Annotated in this window: 20 protein-coding genes and 1 riboswitch; of the genes, 6 read left to right on the top strand and 14 right to left on the bottom strand. The window is 45.2% G+C overall.

All coding sequences use genetic code 11. The annotated features are described in order from the left end of the window. Positions 1-208: 208 nt before the first annotated feature. Positions 209-661 (top strand): RNA recognition motif domain-containing protein, encoded by a 453-nt coding sequence (locus ACKLNH_RS15175; RefSeq protein ID WP_413113104.1) that lies wholly within the window; start codon positions 209-211, stop codon positions 659-661. Here the strand turns inward: ACKLNH_RS15175 and murI are convergent. From murI to ACKLNH_RS15160, 3 genes are all read right to left on the bottom strand, one after another. After that, positions 642-1,433 carry a glutamate racemase gene (murI, locus tag ACKLNH_RS15170; RefSeq protein WP_413113103.1) on the bottom strand — a complete coding sequence of 264 codons (792 nt, stop codon included), beginning with the start codon at positions 1,431-1,433 and terminating at the stop codon, positions 642-644. The genes ACKLNH_RS15175 and murI overlap by 20 nt on opposite strands. Positions 1,434-1,527: 94 nt before the next feature. Continuing rightward, on the bottom strand, positions 1,528-3,384 hold the full coding sequence (locus ACKLNH_RS15165; protein WP_413113102.1) for a TonB-dependent receptor domain-containing protein: 1,857 nt from the start codon (positions 3,382-3,384) through the stop codon (positions 1,528-1,530). A 46-nt stretch (positions 3,385-3,430) separates the two neighbouring features. After that, a riboswitch (cobalamin riboswitch) is annotated at positions 3,431-3,648 on the bottom strand. A 3-nt stretch (positions 3,649-3,651) separates the two neighbouring features. Continuing rightward, positions 3,652-4,179 (bottom strand): ATP--cob(I)alamin adenosyltransferase, encoded by a 528-nt coding sequence (locus ACKLNH_RS15160; protein ID WP_413113101.1) that lies wholly within the window; start codon positions 4,177-4,179, stop codon positions 3,652-3,654. A 164-nt stretch (positions 4,180-4,343) separates the two neighbouring features. Between ACKLNH_RS15160 and trmA the strand changes: the two genes are divergently transcribed. Next, the gene (gene trmA, locus ACKLNH_RS15155) at positions 4,344-5,456 is read left to right on the top strand and encodes a tRNA (uridine(54)-C5)-methyltransferase TrmA (RefSeq protein ID WP_413113100.1); all 1,113 of its coding nucleotides are present in this window, start codon (positions 4,344-4,346) and stop codon (positions 5,454-5,456) included. Positions 5,457-5,484: 28 nt separating this feature from the next. Here trmA and ACKLNH_RS15150 read toward each other — a convergent pair whose 3' ends face one another. Next, positions 5,485-5,844, bottom strand: a complete 360-nt coding sequence (locus tag ACKLNH_RS15150) for a DUF1422 family protein (protein WP_413113099.1) — start codon at positions 5,842-5,844, stop codon at positions 5,485-5,487. 19 nt (positions 5,845-5,863) lie between these two features. After that, a complete protein-coding gene (fabR, locus tag ACKLNH_RS15145) occupies positions 5,864-6,502 on the bottom strand; it encodes an HTH-type transcriptional repressor FabR (RefSeq protein ID WP_413113098.1) in 639 nt (212 codons plus the stop codon). 212 nt (positions 6,503-6,714) lie between these two features. Between fabR and sthA the strand changes: the two genes are divergently transcribed. Continuing rightward, positions 6,715-8,118, top strand: coding sequence for a Si-specific NAD(P)(+) transhydrogenase (gene sthA, locus ACKLNH_RS15140; RefSeq protein ID WP_413113097.1), 1,404 nt, complete (start codon positions 6,715-6,717; stop codon positions 8,116-8,118). Positions 8,119-8,146: 28 nt separating this feature from the next. Here sthA and ubiA read toward each other — a convergent pair whose 3' ends face one another. Together ubiA and ACKLNH_RS15130 are read right to left on the bottom strand one after the other, a co-directional pair. Next, positions 8,147-9,004 (bottom strand): 4-hydroxybenzoate octaprenyltransferase, encoded by an 858-nt coding sequence (gene ubiA, locus ACKLNH_RS15135; protein WP_413113096.1) that lies wholly within the window; start codon positions 9,002-9,004, stop codon positions 8,147-8,149. 6 nt (positions 9,005-9,010) lie between these two features. Beyond that, entirely contained in the window at positions 9,011-9,547 is a 537-nt protein-coding gene (locus ACKLNH_RS15130; protein WP_413113095.1) for a chorismate lyase, read from the bottom strand. Positions 9,548-9,767: 220 nt separating this feature from the next. Between ACKLNH_RS15130 and ACKLNH_RS15125 the strand changes: the two genes are divergently transcribed. Next, the gene (locus tag ACKLNH_RS15125) at positions 9,768-10,184 is read left to right on the top strand and encodes a flagellar basal body-associated protein FliL (protein WP_413113094.1); all 417 of its coding nucleotides are present in this window, start codon (positions 9,768-9,770) and stop codon (positions 10,182-10,184) included. 4 nt (positions 10,185-10,188) lie between these two features. On the opposite strand, the gene glpG is transcribed toward ACKLNH_RS15125, so the two are convergent. From glpG to ftsY, 6 genes are all read right to left on the bottom strand, one after another. Continuing rightward, complete coding sequence (gene glpG / locus ACKLNH_RS15120) at positions 10,189-11,028, bottom strand: rhomboid family intramembrane serine protease GlpG (RefSeq protein ID WP_413113093.1); 840 nt, start codon at positions 11,026-11,028, stop codon at positions 10,189-10,191. Positions 11,029-11,054: 26 nt separating this feature from the next. Continuing rightward, positions 11,055-11,378 (bottom strand): thiosulfate sulfurtransferase GlpE, encoded by a 324-nt coding sequence (gene glpE, locus ACKLNH_RS15115; protein WP_413113092.1) that lies wholly within the window; start codon positions 11,376-11,378, stop codon positions 11,055-11,057. A gap of 392 nt (positions 11,379-11,770) precedes the next feature. Beyond that, positions 11,771-12,631 (bottom strand): RNA polymerase sigma factor RpoH, encoded by an 861-nt coding sequence (rpoH, locus tag ACKLNH_RS15110; RefSeq protein ID WP_413113091.1) that lies wholly within the window; start codon positions 12,629-12,631, stop codon positions 11,771-11,773. Positions 12,632-12,750: 119 nt separating this feature from the next. Continuing rightward, the gene (gene ftsX, locus ACKLNH_RS15105) at positions 12,751-13,662 is read right to left on the bottom strand and encodes a permease-like cell division protein FtsX (RefSeq protein ID WP_413113090.1); all 912 of its coding nucleotides are present in this window, start codon (positions 13,660-13,662) and stop codon (positions 12,751-12,753) included. After that, entirely contained in the window at positions 13,652-14,320 is a 669-nt protein-coding gene (gene ftsE / locus ACKLNH_RS15100; RefSeq protein ID WP_413113089.1) for a cell division ATP-binding protein FtsE, read from the bottom strand. The genes ftsX and ftsE overlap by 11 nt, the downstream gene beginning before the upstream one ends. 3 nt (positions 14,321-14,323) lie before the next feature. Then, a complete protein-coding gene (gene ftsY / locus ACKLNH_RS15095) occupies positions 14,324-15,616 on the bottom strand; it encodes a signal recognition particle-docking protein FtsY (RefSeq protein ID WP_413113088.1) in 1,293 nt (430 codons plus the stop codon). A gap of 84 nt (positions 15,617-15,700) precedes the next feature. Here ftsY and rsmD point away from each other — a divergent pair, with 84 nt between their 5' ends. Together rsmD and ACKLNH_RS15085 are read left to right on the top strand one after the other, a co-directional pair. Further along, entirely contained in the window at positions 15,701-16,303 is a 603-nt protein-coding gene (rsmD, locus tag ACKLNH_RS15090; RefSeq protein ID WP_413113087.1) for a 16S rRNA (guanine(966)-N(2))-methyltransferase RsmD, read from the top strand. Continuing rightward, positions 16,300-16,566, top strand: coding sequence for a DUF1145 domain-containing protein (locus ACKLNH_RS15085; protein WP_413113086.1), 267 nt, complete (start codon positions 16,300-16,302; stop codon positions 16,564-16,566). The genes rsmD and ACKLNH_RS15085 overlap by 4 nt, the downstream gene beginning before the upstream one ends. Positions 16,567-16,637: 71 nt before the next feature. Here ACKLNH_RS15085 and ACKLNH_RS15080 read toward each other — a convergent pair whose 3' ends face one another. After that, positions 16,638-16,886 (bottom strand): YecH family metal-binding protein, encoded by a 249-nt coding sequence (locus ACKLNH_RS15080; RefSeq protein ID WP_413113085.1) that lies wholly within the window; start codon positions 16,884-16,886, stop codon positions 16,638-16,640. Positions 16,887-16,945: the final 59 nt, after the last annotated feature.

Genomic DNA, 16,945 nt, shown 5'->3' with positions numbered 1-16,945 from the left:
TCAATTTACTGCTGGCAACCTTTTTATTTAAATAACTTACTCGTTTGACCAATTAAGCACCAAGGTGCCGATATCACCGTCAATTTTGCGATTTATACACACAAAACGACTACCGATTGGAAATTAATCAATAATATACGTAAGATAAATGTAGCGGAGCAGTTAAGGCCGTTACTTTGTGTTCATATAACTAAACGTAATTGAATCTATGAAATCATCTTATCTTATTACTTCAGCTCTCACTGCTGTTATTGGCGCTGCCTTATTGTTTTTCTCAGGTTTGGCACTGTCCGGTTGGTTAGCCTTCTCCTTAGGTGCAATTGCCTCAGGGTTGTTTATTTCATTTAACAACAAGACGATACCTAAAGTTGTTCCCCCATTAGAGAACGATTCCAATGCTAGTAGTCGTACCTTATATGTTGGAAATCTTCCATATCGCGCCAATGAGAGTGACGTAAAAGCACTGTTTGAACAGCATGGAGAAGTCTACGCCGTTCGACTCATGAAAGACAAACGCACAGGAAAACGAAGAGGGTTTGGATTCGTTGTCGTTAGCAATGCTAGTGCAGACCATACCATTCAGACGTTAAACGAATCCGACTTTGAAGGAAGAAAGCTAAAAGTCAGAGAGGCTAATGAGCCTAAGCATCAAGAAGAATAGCGGCATTTAGTGGTTGAAGTCCCGCAAATCCGTTTAAATTAAAATACGCCTCAAGCTCTTTTGCTGAGGCGTCTAAACGAGTACAAAAAGCCAATCCTCTCTTTTTGCTGATTGGCTTTTTTCTTCCTTTCAATAACGTCTCAACTCGCAAAGCAATCGCTTTACCCGAATCTGCTGTTGTCACTGAATCGCCTAGTACCCGAACGATTTCCTCTTTGAGCAATGGAAAATGAGTACAACCAAGCACTAACTGATCAACGCCAGCAAAAGGGGCTAATATGTCCTTTAATACTGCCTTGTCAATTGCTCGCCCTCTCAGTTTATCTTCCGCCATTTGAACCAGTGTCGTCGAGCCATACCGAATCACATCACAGTCCATGGCGTAATCTTTAATCAGTGCATCAATATAGGGCCGTCCTATTGTCGCAGGCGTAGCCAGTAAGCCCACTTTACGTTTTACACTTTGCTGAGCAGCTGGCTTTATGGCAGGAACAACGCCAACAACAGGAATCGTCAGCATAGAACGCAATACGGGCAATACTATCGTACTTGCGGTATTGCACGCGATGACCACAATATTAGCTGAATACTGTTCAACCAACGTGGATACAATCGTCGTTGTTCTAGATATTAAGATTGCATCATCTAGTTCACCATAAGGATAAGCTTCATTATCGAACACATAGATATACTCTGCTTCTGGTAAGCGTTTGTATACTTCATGGAATATGGACAAGCCTCCGACACCAGAGTCAAAGATAACGATCTTCACGGAACAACACCTTCAAGGATCAAATAGGGCGCTATGATAAGCTCAGTGAATAAAAGATGAAAGGGTCAAAAAAACCGCCCGCAGGCGGTTCATTTTAAAATTGATAATCTATCGATAAGTAATAAGCACGCTCTGGAGAAGGATAGCCTCCTGAGGTTTCGTACTTTTCATTCGTTAAATTATCGACTCGTCCACGAATAACTAAGGCAGGCGTTGCCCAATATGCCGCTCCCAAATCCCATAAGCCATAGCTCGACAAGGTTGTAAGTTGACTGAGATCATCGGTCGGCAAATTCGAACGAGAACCAGTATAAACATATGATAATGATAGGTCTAATTCCCCCAGAGATACCTCACTTAACCACTTATAGTTATCTCTAGCACGACGGGCAAGTTGTACACCCTTTGTATCTTCATGTTTTTTATATTCAGCATTCACGGCATGACGAACAATACCGGTATTGAAGTTAACCCCCAACTCCGCACCCTTAATACGCGCATCAAGGTTGTGTGGTGTCCATTGGTCAACATAATAAATCTGTAGGTTGTCTACTTTATTGTCGTAAAGTGCTAGCGACCAGTCAAATAGCGGATAGTAGCCCGTCACACCAATCTCTTTGTTCAGTGACTCTTCTGGTTTGAGATCAGGATTGCTCGCCAATGACGTAAATGACGGCGCTTTGAAAGCGGTACCAATAGACGCGGTCACTTGATGAGCCGCATTTAACTGATAGGCCGCCCCTAATGACCATGTATTATACGTATCGTACTCATCATGCTGGTCAACTCGTGCACTCGCTTGGACGGTTAGCGCAGCAAGCGTATAAGTTGTAGCGCCATAGATACCGGTGACATCACGCTTTTCACCTGCGGCACTATGAGGCCCCCCCCAACTCAAAGCGTCATCACCTAACACCTCTCTTCGCCAGTCAACACCACCATTGATGATCACATTTGAGTTGACTTGGTATTGATTAATCCACTGCAGATTGGTTTGTTCAACATCAAGATGCGAGACAGTCACGGCACCACCATTATACGTATCGACATTCTCGCTACGCTGATAGCTTGCGAGTATCGACGTACGATACTTGTCCGATTGATACTCTGCACGGCCAGCAATATTCAACGATTGGCTATCATTGTCAGCGATGACTGTTTCAATACAATCAACCCAAAAATCATCATAAGTTTTGCAATGATTATACTGAGCCGTGTTGTCAAACCAACGCAATGAACTAAACGCTGTCCACTGCTCAGAAAGTTGGTGCTCATAATTAATCATCCCTTGGCTGCCTTCAAAGCCATGCCGGTCATCATCGTTCAAGCCAGGTTGTGGGTTAACATTAAAGCCATCGGTTTGTTGAAAGCCTGCCGCCACTTTTAAGTGGCCGTTGTCCGATACATCTGTTGTTGAAGAAAAACTGGCCTCTGCATAGGCATTACTACCACCACCTAACGAAATAGAGCGGCTTTCACTGCCACGCTGAGAGCGAGTAATGATATTTAACACACCACCAATCGCATCAGATCCATACATTGCAGCCCCAGCTCCACGAATCAATTCCACACGCTCAATCTGAGTAATAGGGATTCGATTAAGGTTAGTACCACTCGTAATCGAATCATTCATACGAACGCCATCGATCAACACCAGAGTATGATTAGAATTCGTGCCGCGTAAGAAAAGTGATGCTCGTTGACCAATACCACCATCAACGGAAACTTCAACGCCAGGGAGGCGACGCAACACATCCGTTAACGTTTTGGCTTGTGACTGTTCAATATCCTGCTTTGTAACCACTGAAACAGGTGCAATGACGTTATCTATTGACTGTTCAAAACGAGAGGCGGTAACCACCATTGTTTCATCAGAAGAGATAGTAGAAGAGGGTTGCTGCGCAAGCGCAGCCATTGGCAGCAATCCGGCTACCCATATTGTTTTAGACATATTAGATCCATAAACGCGTGAATCGAATGATGTCAGGAAATCCTGATACCATATTGTGAACCAGCTGATATCCGGACTTAAGAAAATAAAAACAACCACGACTCATTCATCAAAGAGGCAAAATTCGCCCAATGATTTTAATTTGAGTTCCGCAGCTTTTCCTTCCTATCACCGTTGCGCGTCAGTTCCGGATTTTCACCGGATTCCCAGCTGAGATTTAAGCGACGCAATTATATACAAATCACTTAGTTATTAACACAGTGAGGGCTAGTAATTTATACTGACATACTCCCGCTCTTCGACGTTTAGTTCCATCTTTATGTACACCGTTAACACAAAAAAGAAATTTGCGAGAACATTTGCAAAACGTGGCAGTGTCGGTTCAAAGTGAATTCCAGACTCATCTAGGCGATGCAGTAAACGAACGGTTTTCTTTGCATGGGTGCGACACAGGTGCAGAGCAGGGACAGGCATTGGCCCCTGTGGCAATACAAAGCGGGTGATTCGCCCCTTGGTGCGCTGATTATAATCGTCGTAACGGGCAATTAACCAAACAATATCCTCTTCAAATATGCCATTTTTGCCACGAACTGAACCATTCAAGTGATATATCAGCTCTTGTAACTTATTTAGGTCATCTCTTATTTCAGCGAATGATTCTGGCAAATAGGCTAAAACCAGCCCTACCTGACTACATAGCTCATCCACATGAATTTCATAGTCACACGTCATCTCCGCTTCGTACACAAACGGATAGCATAGCTCTTTAATATTCCTTGGTTTTCTAAAGTTCATTTCTACTTCTTACTCTTATCAACATTTATTCTCTAAATACGCTTACTCCCCTTCCGCCACCATACAGATTTGTTGATGGTGAAAAAGTCAGCAAAAAGACTGGACAAAACCACTTAGCTTCATACAATTTGCGCTCCTTTTTGTGAAGAAGTAGGTCTCGCTGTATGAGCAACACTCAGATTGATATCAGCCAGTATCAAAATCAACTCGATGACAAGGCTGTTCGCCTCGACGCGATGTTTGCCGATTTTGATACACCGACGCTGGATGTATATTCCTCTCCCGCCCAGCACTACCGTATGCGTGCTGAGTTTCGGGTATGGCATGAGGGTGATGACCTCTACTACATCATGTTCGATCAGAAGACCAAACAGAAGTATCGTGTCGATCAATTCCCACAAGCTAGTCGACTGATCAACGACTTAATGCCATTGCTCATCGATGCCGTCAAGTCAAGCCAAAGCCTTCGCCATAAATTATTCCAAGTCGATTTTCTATCGACCTTGAGCGGCGAAATACTTATTTCACTGCTTTACCATCGTCAACTTGATGACGCGTGGACGAATGATGCTAAAGCGCTCAAACAACGCCTTAATAATGAAGGATTTAACCTCAACATCATTGGCCGGGCAAGAAAGCAAAAAATTGTACTAGATCAGGAGTTTGTCATTGAGAAGCTAACCGCTTTCGACAAAACTCTAACCTACAAGCAAGTTGAAAACAGCTTTACGCAACCAAACGGTGAGGTTGCGCAGAAAATGCTGGAGTGGGCAATTGATGCGACGCGAGATAGCGAAGGAGATCTGCTCGAGCTCTACTGTGGCAACGGTAACTTTTCCCTTGCCTTGGCGCAAAATTTTGACCGTGTGCTCGCAACAGAATTAGCGAAACCATCCGTTGAGGCAGCGCAATACAACATTGCTGCCAATCAGATAGACAACGTGCAAATCATTCGCATGTCTGCCGAAGACTTTACCGATGCGATGAACGGCAAGCGAGAGTTTCGTCGCCTGCAGGCTGCGAATGTCGATTTAAAGACATACAATTGCAATACCATCTTTGTCGACCCACCACGCTCGGGTATGGATGAAGAGACATGTAAAATGGTTCAAGGGTATGACAATATCATGTACATCTCTTGCAATCCTGAGACGCTGAAGGACAACCTAGCAATCCTAAGCCAAACCCATCACATAACTCGATTTGCCTTGTTTGATCAGTTTCCATACACGCACCACATGGAAGCGGGTGTGTTTCTTGAGCGCAAACAACAATAAAAAAATGGGCCATTGGCCCATTTTTTCTTTACGACTTAGGTTCTCGAAGCCAAACACCAGAGCGGTGGCTAAGCCAAAAGAGCAAACCTAGCGTTAACATCAAAGCAAAAAAGTTAGAGCCCAATTCAGGATAGATCGTTCTCAATCCTACGGTATAACCAAAAATGCCCACCAAACACATGGCTAACATTTGGCTCTCCGTTCCCCGCTGCACTTTGCTGTAAAGGGTATACAAGCAGTACAGCGCAAGCCCCAGCGTCAACCAACTAAAAACAGTAAACGGCACAATACTGTTTATCAACCCAGTTATACTGGCATTGGCCGCTAAGCCAACAAGAAATGAAAAAAGCAAAATACTACGGTGTGAACTTAATTGTGTGCCGCTCATTGTTAACCCTTCCCTTTTATTAGTTTGGCGAGCTCCGCTTCAACGCTTGACGCTCACGCTCTTTTCGATACCAATACGCGCCCGTTGCAATCATACGCAACTGCATAACTAAACGCTCTGCCAGCTCTGCACGTTGCACCGGATCTAAATCTAGTGCCTCAGCGCCGGCACTGAAAACCATCGTCACAGAAGCTTCAGCCTGTGCATAAGCTTCTTCATAACTAATTGCTGTTTTCGCTTCCAAATATTCGGTGAGCTCAGCAACAAAGTGGTGAATTTCCCGCACAACGGCAGCCCGAAAAGCAGGCGATGTGCCAGAACGCTCTCGTAACAACAAGCGAAATACGTTAGGACTGCTTTCTAAGAACTCCATAAACGTATCTACAGATGTTCGAATAACACTGCCTTCCGTAGCGATACGTTGCCGAGCTTGGCGCATTAGTTGCCTTAACAGTAGCCCGCCCTCATCGACCATTGTTAACCCAAGCTCGTCCATATCTTTAAAGTGACGATAGAAAGAGGTGGGAGCAATACCGCCCTCTCTTGCTACCTCACGTAAACTCAAATTAGAAAAACTGCGTTCAGCACTAAGCTGATTAAATGCTGCATCAATAAGGTTGCGACGTGTCTTCTCTTTTTGCTGTGCTCGAATTCCCATGCCGATTCATATCACTCTCTATCACAATAACCATCACTATACGCAATTTTCATTAAAGAATCAGGTACAAAGCTTGTTCACTGCAAAAAGTAAAAAACGAATAAGTTCCGTGATCCTCCGCTTGCAATTCTATAAACAAAATTTACCTATCCAAAAGAAAGTTTACAATAAGGTACCAAATATGTTGCGTCAATGCTAAGGAAAGCCCACCAATGAAGAATAAACAAAATAATCATTTCGATGCTATTGTGATCGGCAGCGGCCCCGGTGGAGAAGGCGCAGCGATGGGGCTGACCAAAGAAGGCTATCGTGTCGCCATTATCGAGCGAGAAGTGAGTGTTGGGGGTGGGTGCACGCATTGGGGCACCATTCCATCCAAAGCACTTCGTCATGCCGTTAGCCGGATCATCGAATACAATCACAACCCACTATATTCAAAGAATCAACCAAACTTACACTGCACATTTAGCCAAATTCTCGATCATGCTCGAAGTGTCGTCGATAAGCAGACCAAAATGCGCCAAGGTTTTTACGACCGTAACCACTGCACACTGATATTTGGCGAAGCTTACTTCACGACCTCCCACACCATCGCGGTTAAAAAACCTGACGGCTCTGAAGAGCTGTACAGCGCTGACAAATTTGTCATTGCAACGGGTTCTCGTCCCTACCACCCTCAGGACGTTGATTTCAGCCATTCACGTATTTATGACTCCGACTCTATTCTGCGTTTAAAACACGATCCACGCCATATTATTATCTATGGTGCAGGGGTTATCGGCAGTGAATATGCATCGATATTTAGAGGGTTAGGTGTGAAAGTTGACTTAATCAACACACGAGATCGCTTACTGTCATTTTTAGATAATGAGATCAGTGATTCACTGTCATACCACCTATCTGATAGTGGCGTAATGATTAGAAATGATGAGGCGTATAAAAAAATTGAGAGTACCGAGGATGGCGTTGTCGTTCACTTACAGTCAGGAAAGAAAATGCGTGCTGACTGCCTTCTGTATGCCAATGGACGCACTGGTAATACTGATGCGTTAAATCTAGAAGCGATTGGATTGATCCCCGATAGTCGTGGGCAATTACTCAAAAATGCCCTCTACCAAACAGAAATTCCTCATATCTATGCCGTGGGTGATGTCATTGGTTATCCCAGCTTAGCCAGCGCAGCCTACGACCAAGGTCGTCATGTCGCGCAAGCCATCAGCCGTGGCGAAAGTGGCCAATTAATTGATCATATTCCTACCGGCATTTACACCATTCCTGAAATTAGCTCCGTCGGTAAAACCGAACAAGAGCTAACCGCAGAAAAAGTACCCTACGAAGTTGGACGGGCACAGTTCAAACACTTAGCTCGAGCACAAATCGCGGGCATGGATGTTGGCAGTTTAAAAATTCTCTTTCATCGCGATACCCGCCAAATTCTGGGGATTCATTGTTTCGGGGAGCGGGCAGCAGAAATTATTCATATTGGCCAAGCCATTATGGAACAAGATGGCAACGGAAATAATATCGATTATTTCATCAACACTACATTTAACTATCCGACCATGGCGGAGGCTTATCGGGTCGCGGCACTAAATGGGATCAATCGACTCTTTTAATCACAAGGGGCCACGCGGCCCCTACAACTTAAAGAACAATGCTGAGTAACACGCCGATAAAAACCACCATTCCAACATAATTATTATTAAGAAATGCTTGAAAGCACTTATCTCGCTGTCGGTGCTTCATTAAATATTGCTGATAAACAAACAACGCACTGGCTGCTAATAGCCCAACATAAAAGGGCACGTTCATGTTCGACCAATAACCCAGCCACACTAACCCACCCAGCGCCAGTAACTGCAATATCGCCACCATGCGTTTATCATAGCGCCCAAACAAAACGGCGGTCGACTTAACGCCAATCTTAATATCGTCATCCCTATCGACCATGGCATATTGAGTATCGTACGCTACCGTCCAAAGCACATTGGCGACAAATAACAACCACGCCTGAAGAGGTATATATCCCAATTGGGCGGCAAACGCCATAGGAATGGACCAACCAAACGCCATACCTAGTATCACTTGAGGAAAGTGAGTGTAACGTTTCATGAAAGGGTAAATCGATGCCAAAGCGATACCAACAAAAGAGAGCTGTACCGTTAGTCGGTTCATGGTTAGGACTAAGAAGAATGCCGTAAGTGCTAACACGATAAAGACAGCAAGGGCTTCTTTTTCCGTTACTCTTCCCGAAGGCAACGGGCGCTGACAGGTTCGCTTAACATGACCATCAACGTGGCGATCAGCAAAGTCATTAATCACGCACCCCGCAGAGCGCATCAACACCACACCCAAGATAAAAACCAACGCCACATCAATGTCTGGCCACCCGTCAGCCGCCAAAAAAAGGGCCCACAATGTCGGCCATAGCAGCAGCAAGCTGCCTATTGGCCGATCCATTCGAGTCAATGCCCATAGTGCTTGTGCTTTCGCTATCTCCACGTATCCTTACTCCTGATATAACGGTGCATCCACTAAAAACACTTCCGAAACTAGTAACGGTTTATCATTCACCCATAACCGAGAACGTCGTGCCCACAATGGCTGCCCTGATGTATCTCCGATAACCTGTGCAAGCTGCAACCGATCCCGCCACGCATGTTTATGATTAAAAACCCAAACCCCGAGAGGTACTTCGCCTAATTGAGCCACATCGCGCTCTTTCCCGGTTAACGTGGTTTCCGGTATCAATGTGCGGCCCAGCAACCATGGCACATCATCACCATAGAGTACCACCTTGCGTTCTAGGCACGGCGTTTTTCCAATGAGCGCACACTCACTCTGACTTAACGCAGCGCTAGGCAAATGACCCTGCTCGACTAATTCGACGCGTAAAGTTTGGCAATGCAGTTGAAGTCGACGAGATAGGGATGTTGCCTCAAGAAGCCAGCTAGCTGATTTTTCCGAGGTAATCCTTACCTTTGTCGGCGGAGACCACATAGCCTGTTCCAATAAAGGCTTATACAACCGCTTTAAATTCGACATCTTTCCATGTATTTATCTACCATTGTCAACATAAGTGTTGGTAGACCCTAATTATTCTATTACCATAAATGAACCGGGCCAAGACTCGATATGAATGCAGCAATAAACACGAAAAGTCTCAACGGGTTCAATTTTTGATTACTGATGTTGTTCCAATATTAACTTTACTGGAAAAACGTCGATCATCTTAACTGCTTTTTCTTAAAAATGGATAGTGCTAATGCAACAGCGCATACTAATACCACATTTTGTCTTGCTACTAGGCCTCTTTTTCATGCCCACATTGCAAGCCCGTGGTGCGACACCAGCAGGGCCAAATTATACCTATTATACGCTCTCTCCTGATATTACAACTAACTATATCACTCAAGGTAGTGCTCTTGGCTATCTCCGTTTACAAGTTGATCTCATGGTACTTGATCCCAGTCTAATCGCTAAAGTCGAACGCCACGATCCTTTGATTAGAGACGCCCTTATCGACATTATTGGTAAAGAAAGTGCCGCAACGATAAAATCACTGGCCGGCAGAGAAGAGCTGCGCCTTGCTTGCCTTGATAAAGTAAATCAGCTCTTGCTGATTGAGACTGGCGAAAAGCTCATTACTGAGCTTCTCTTTACTAAATACCTTTATCAATAGCAGGCTATCGCGTGGCCTCACCGCCGCGCTGACTATCAATAAATGCCACTAGGCAGCCAGTAATTAACCCAACAAGATGGGCAGTATTTGCAATATTGAACATTGGCATCACATATCCCATCACCAGCCACACCAACATAAAGCCAATATAGGGCTTAGGTAAGAAAAGCCCGCGCTGTGGCGCTAACCATCCCATCCACCAACAATAACCCAATAAGGCATAAACGACCCCAGATAAACCACCAAAATTGACCCCGCTCACCCAGAACTGCCCCACCCCTGACATAACCGATGCGCATATAAACAATAAGATCAATTTCTTTGCCCCAAACTTTCGCTCTATTTCTCCCCCCAGCAACCACCACCAAAGGCAATTAAACGCAAGATGAAGAACAGAAAAATGCATAATGGCATGCGTCACCCAACGCCAGAGACTACTATATTGCGTGGCATCAACAGGAAAGTGTAACCACCGAAAAAGCGCATTTTGAAACCCTAACCACCACAACAGATAAACCGTCACTGACATCAGCAAGACGAGCAAAGTGAATGGCCCCGCTCCTTGTTGCAACAACTGCATGAGGTTTGGGCTCGCATAGCTGAACTTAGCCGTACGGCTATCCGCCATTTGCCATGACGCCGCTTGGTACTTTGCATCATAAGGGTGCTGTAGAAAGTAACGCAGCTCAGCCTCAGCTTCTGTCCAATGATCTTCGTTCACCACCCAAATCGCAATGGCTCCCTCCACATCCGGCGCTAACGTAAGCGCTAAACCACGACTATCACAATAATCAATAAATGCTTGTGCTTGCCGTGCATGACGCATTACATACAGTTTCAGCATACCGTTCCCCGCCTCCCTAGACATGCTTAAGCAAAACTCTCAACAGGCAACTGTTCTCGCTGCCAAGCATCAAAACCACCTTCGATACTATAAACTGCTTCAAAGCCTTGATTGAATAAGTATTGCGCGGCTCCCTGGCTGCTAATTCCGTGATAGCACATCACCATAATTGGCGTGTCGAAATCGACGTCTTGCATCAAAGTTACTAATGTATCATTGGTTAGATGAAACGCAGATACCGCATGTGCATGGAGAAATGACTGCGCATCTCGAATGTCGACCAACACGGCGCCTAACTGTTGTTGTAACTGCCGAGCATCAACAACATTAATTTGTTGAAAATGTTCCATAAAATAGCCTCTCAACCCAATATCAATTCCAGTGTACCGCAAAGTAATATCACTATCGTACCTTAATTAACACTTAATCAACATTTCGCCAAGTACCCTGATCACTTTATCACCACTTGTGGGTAAAGTTGTGGATTGCGTTGATAAAGGGGTTATAAGCACTTGGATCCACAATATGTAGTGGTGATCCAATAATTCTGTGGATAAGTCTGTGAATGATTAATTCGCAACAGACGTTCGCTCTAGGTAGAAAGCCGACTTAGCCCATCATTCGGTCTGTTTACAACTCTTTGAATGATCTGATCATTCTTGGATCACTCTCAAAACGATCATTCCTAGATCAAAGGCACAAAAAAACCGGCCTCAGCCGGTTTCTTTTTAAAACGCTCTATTTAAAGGCTCTCGCCCACTGCTAGCTTTAATTTTTTCATGGCATTTTTTTCTAGCTGACGGATCCGTTCAGCAGAAACACCATAATGATCAGCAAGATCCTGCAATGTTGCTTTATCTTCATCTAACCAGCGCGCTTTCACGATATGCTGGCTTCGTTCATCCAGTGTAGATAATGCATTGGCCAAACGATCATGAGCATGACGCTCCCAGTTGTTTTCTTCAAAGTGCTGAGCAACATCCGAGCTTTTATCTTCCAGATAAAAAACTGGCGCAGTATATGCGCTGCCATTATCGTCATCTTCACTTGGGGCTTCAAAAGTCGCATCTTGCGCAGCAAGACGGGCTTCCATCTCCATCACTTCTGACGTCTCTACACCAAGTTGTTCAGCGACCATGTTAACTTCATCGTGACTAAACCAGCCCAAACGCTTCTTCGCTTTGCGCAAATTAAAAAACAATTTGCGTTGTGCTTTTGTCGTCGCGACTTTAACGATACGCCAATTGCGCAGCACATATTCATGGATTTCAGCTTTAATCCAATGCACCGCAAAAGAGACCAGACGCACGCCAACCTCAGGGTTAAAGCGTTTTACTGCCTTCATCAGACCGATGTTACCTTCCTGAATCAAATCAGCAATAGGCAAACCATAGCCTGAATAACCACGGGCGACATGCACAACAAAACGCAAGTGAGACATGATCAAGCCTTTCGCAGCCTCGATATCTCCCTCATAATGCAGACGCTCTGCCAACTCACGCTCTTCATCTGCAGATAGCATTGGGTGACGATTTACTGATGAAATGTACCCGTCTAGACTATCCGCGGAGACAACGGCCATTGGATACAGCTTTTGTGTCATTGCAACCTCGTAATCAATTCTCTTCTCTCAATACACCAGTATAACCATTCTGTATGAATAAAACATGAACAGTATTTAGGCGAACTTGGCATCATACCGAAAATTTTGACCAAAAAACACTATACAGGTTCAATTTCTCGCAAATGGCGCCGAGCTGATAATTGTGCCGCTATCACACCCAGCAATGCTGCGCTAATAAGCAGCCACATTGACTCTTCCAAACCAAGCCCGTGCAAAGAAAATGTCGCACCATAAACCATGGCTAATGCATTGACACTTTTCTCAACCAGTAATACGGTGCCAAACGCCAGTAACCAAGCCATTGTAGCACCAACCACACCATACCAGACGCCAGTATAGAGATAAGGACGCAGTATATCGCGATCCGTGGCACCGACCAATTTCATGATTTGGATCCGTGCTTTTTCATTCGCGACTTGAAGGCGCAAGCTGTTCCCTATGACCAAAAAGACCACCAGCAACATTAACCCAGAGAAAACCATTGCCAAAACAACCAACAACTGCTGAATAGCCGAAAAACGCTCTATCCAATCACTATCCAGTCGCACATCAGCCACACGGTTCTCCGCTGCAAATCGCTGCGCCAGCAGCAACACTTCGTCCAAAACATCACTCACAGGCTGCACAACAAATACGCCCGGAAGCGGATTTCCATCTAACAAAGGCAGCGCCTGCGCAAACCCTTGATACTCTGAAAACTCGACGATGCCTTGCTCCGGAGAAATATAACTGACACCACTCACTTCTTCCCACGTTGTCCACGCTTTCAATAAGCGCTCCCTTTCCGCTGCGGTAGGCTCACCTTGCATATACACAGAAATTTGCGATGAGTGGGGTAATTGGGCATGTACTTGCATCACGTTTTTCACCAACACAAACAGACAACTTGGCAAAGTCAGTGCAAAGGCTATCACCGCAACAGTCAGTACATTACCTAGAGGACGAATTCGCAGCTGACGCAACGCTTGCTTAGCATCGTTTTTATGCCGAGAAAGTAAATTAACTGCCACGTATCACCTCACTCAAAATGCCAGACTGCAACGTATAATGCCGTCCTTGATGGCGCGAAATTAGTCCCGTATCGTGGGTTGCCAATAACACCGTGACCCCTGCCCGGTTAAATTCATCGAACAGTTGCATCATTTGCAGTGAGAGCGCCTGATCCAAATTTCCTGTGGGTTCATCAGCCAGCAATAACAAAGGGCGGTTCACCACCGCGCGCGCGATTCCCACCCTTTGCTGCTCCCCCCCAGATAACTGCATCGGTAAGCAGCGCGCTTTATCCAGCAACCCCACTTTATCCAGCGCAGCAGACACGCGTCGCTTCACTTCGCTCTCATTCACATGGGCAGCCCGCAACGGCATCGCCACATTGTCGAACGCAGTTGCTTCCATCAAAAGCTTATGATCTTGAAATATTATGCCTAAGTGACGACGTAAGTAAGGCACTTGAGAACGAGGTAAACTACTAATGTCATGCCCATTAAACATGACATGCCCATCACTGGGACGCTCAATTGCACAGATCAGCTTCAACAAGGTACTTTTACCGGCACCAGAATGGCCGGTTAGCAACGCCAACTCTCCCTGTTGAACATGGAAATTCACTTTCTGTAAAGCCTGCCGTCCACCACGGTATACTTTACTCACTTGTTGAAACTGGATCACGCCTTACTCCTCCGAGCTAAACAACGCCTCAATAAATTCATCCGCTTTAAATGGGCGCAAATCTTCGATCCCTTCTCCCACGCCAATATAACGAATTGGGATAGAGAACTGATCGGCAATTGCGAAAATGACCCCGCCCTTGGCAGTACCGTCGAGCTTGGTCAACGTAATCCCCGTTAATGGTGTTACATCATTAAACAGCTTGGCCTGACTAATCGCGTTCTGCCCAGTACCTGCATCCAGTGTTAACATGATTTCATGCGGTGCACTGTCATCCAACTTTTTCATCACGCGGACAATTTTACGCAGCTCTTCCATTAAATGAGCTTTGTTTTGTAAGCGACCAGCGGTATCGGCAATCACTACATCGACCCCTTTCGCCCGCGCTGATTCCACAGCATCATAAATAACTGACGCGCTGTCAGCACCGGTGTGCTGAGCCACAACAGGAACTTGATTACGTTCACCCCAGACTTGCAGTTGCTCTACAGCTGCGGCACGGAAAGTATCTCCCGCCGCTAACATTACCGATTTGCCTTGAGACTGTAGTTGCTTGGCTAACTTACCAATGGTGGTTGTTTTCCCGACACCATTTACGCCAACCATTAAGATGACATAAGGTTTATGCGCTTCCACACACATTGGTTGTTCGACATCTTGCAACATCGCACCCATTTCTTCTTTTAAGAGTCCATAGAGAGCTTCGCCATCTTTAAGCTGTTGACGTGAGGCTTTCTCGGTTAATGACTCAATAATTTTAACCGTGGTATCCATTCCGACATCGGCAATCAATAACTGCTCTTCAAGCTCCTCAAACAGCTCATCATCGATCTGCTTGCCTTTGAATAGGCCTAAAAAGCCGAAACCAAGGTTGGCTTTGGTTTTTTGCAGCCCTTTCATCAAGCGAGCAAAAAAGCCCTCGCGTTGCGGTTTGTCTTGTTCTACATGCGCAACAACGACTTCTGCTTCTGCTTCTGCTTCTGCTTCTGCTTCTGCTTCTGCTTCTGCTTCTGCTTCTGCTTCTGCTTCTGCTTCTGCTTCTGCTTCTGCTTCTGCTTCTGCTTCTGCTTCTGCTTCTGCTTCTGCTTCTAGTACAGTTTCTTCATCGTTATTTTGTTGTGCAACATCTTTTTCAGTACTATCGCTTTCTAGAACAGGTTCAGCGACATCCTTGGCCGTTGTATCTGCCTCTTGTTCTACCTCCGCCGCTATTGAAGTCTGTTTTTCTTGCTCAGCTGGGTCATTATTGTTAAAACCAAGCCACGAGAATAATCCGCGTTTCTTTTTTTCTGCCATTGGCAATATCCTAACAGTGGGTACACGCCTTACACGTGCAAAAACTGAGTTATACTAACACTTTCTATACGGTCAAAAAAATCTATGTCAAAGCGCCCATCGCAATCCCGTCGCAAAAATGCGACCAAGCCAACCGGTTCAGTACGCATTATCAGTGGTCGTTGGCGTGGTAGAAAGCTACCTGTTCAAGACAGTGAAGGTTTACGTCCTACCACTGATCGCGTAAAAGAGACGCTGTTTAATTGGCTGGCAAATGATATTCATCAAGCGCGCTGCCTCGATCTCTTTGCTGGCAGTGGTAGTTTAAGTTTTGAAGCTCTGTCTCGCTTTGCGGCGCATGTTGAAATGATAGAGCTTAATAGCAGCGCCGCCAATCAACTCAGTGCCAATTGCCAACTATTACAGGCTGATAATGTAAAAGTTAACCAGACCGACGCACTAAATTTCCTTGATGGTCCAGCCCAGCCTTTCGACATCGTCTTTATTGACCCGCCATTTCGTCAAGACCTACTGCCCGCGTGCATCGAAAAGTTAGAGCAAAAAGGCTGGCTTACTGCAAATGCCATCATCTATATTGAAGCAGAGAAGGAGTTTGGAGACCCCGTTGTTCCTGATTCTTGGCATTTACACCGTGAGAAACAGGCCGGACAGCTCAGCTATCGCTTATATCACAGGGAAGAAGTATGAAACGACTATTAATGGCCGCCAAGTTGGCGATGGGATGTGTTTGGTTAATACTATTGATTAATATCTTGTCCCCATTTCCGGGAAACGCTGCCATTGCCTTATATATTTTAAGTGCCTTTCTATTCATGATGCACGGCTTACAAGCCCTGATATTTCTCGGAGCCTTTGGCGATAAGCTTTCTCTCTCCGGTCGAGAGAAGTGGGGAATATTGCTCTTTGGGGTCTTCGCTTTATTAGACATTCGCCATAAACATATGTCATGACTGGGTGGAGATCTGGTGCCAATCAGCATTGTATCGTTACATGCTGATTGGCTCACTCGCAGACAGGTGTGCTAGTGACGGCAGATTTTATCCTGATTAACGGTAATAAACTCACCGTCTTGGACTACTTTTCCGCGCGAAATTAGAAAACTCAATAACTCAGCAAGAGAAAGGTCTTGTTGCTTACAGGTATGGAATACTACCTCTTTGCCCATATTGCGCACCACCTCATCAGTAAAATCAGCGACGGTATACGGAATATCACTCTCGCTAAGCATTGCAAGCACTGCATGAGCATGGACAGAAACGCTTTCAGTCATGTTACCCTCTATAGACATTCATTACTATTATGTTAAGGGCAGTAATCATACGTAGCATG

Source organism: Thaumasiovibrio clandestinus, from assembly GCF_047250365.1.
Lineage (GTDB): Bacteria > Pseudomonadota > Gammaproteobacteria > Enterobacterales > Vibrionaceae > Thaumasiovibrio.
This window is presented reverse-complemented; position numbering and strand designations above follow the sequence as displayed.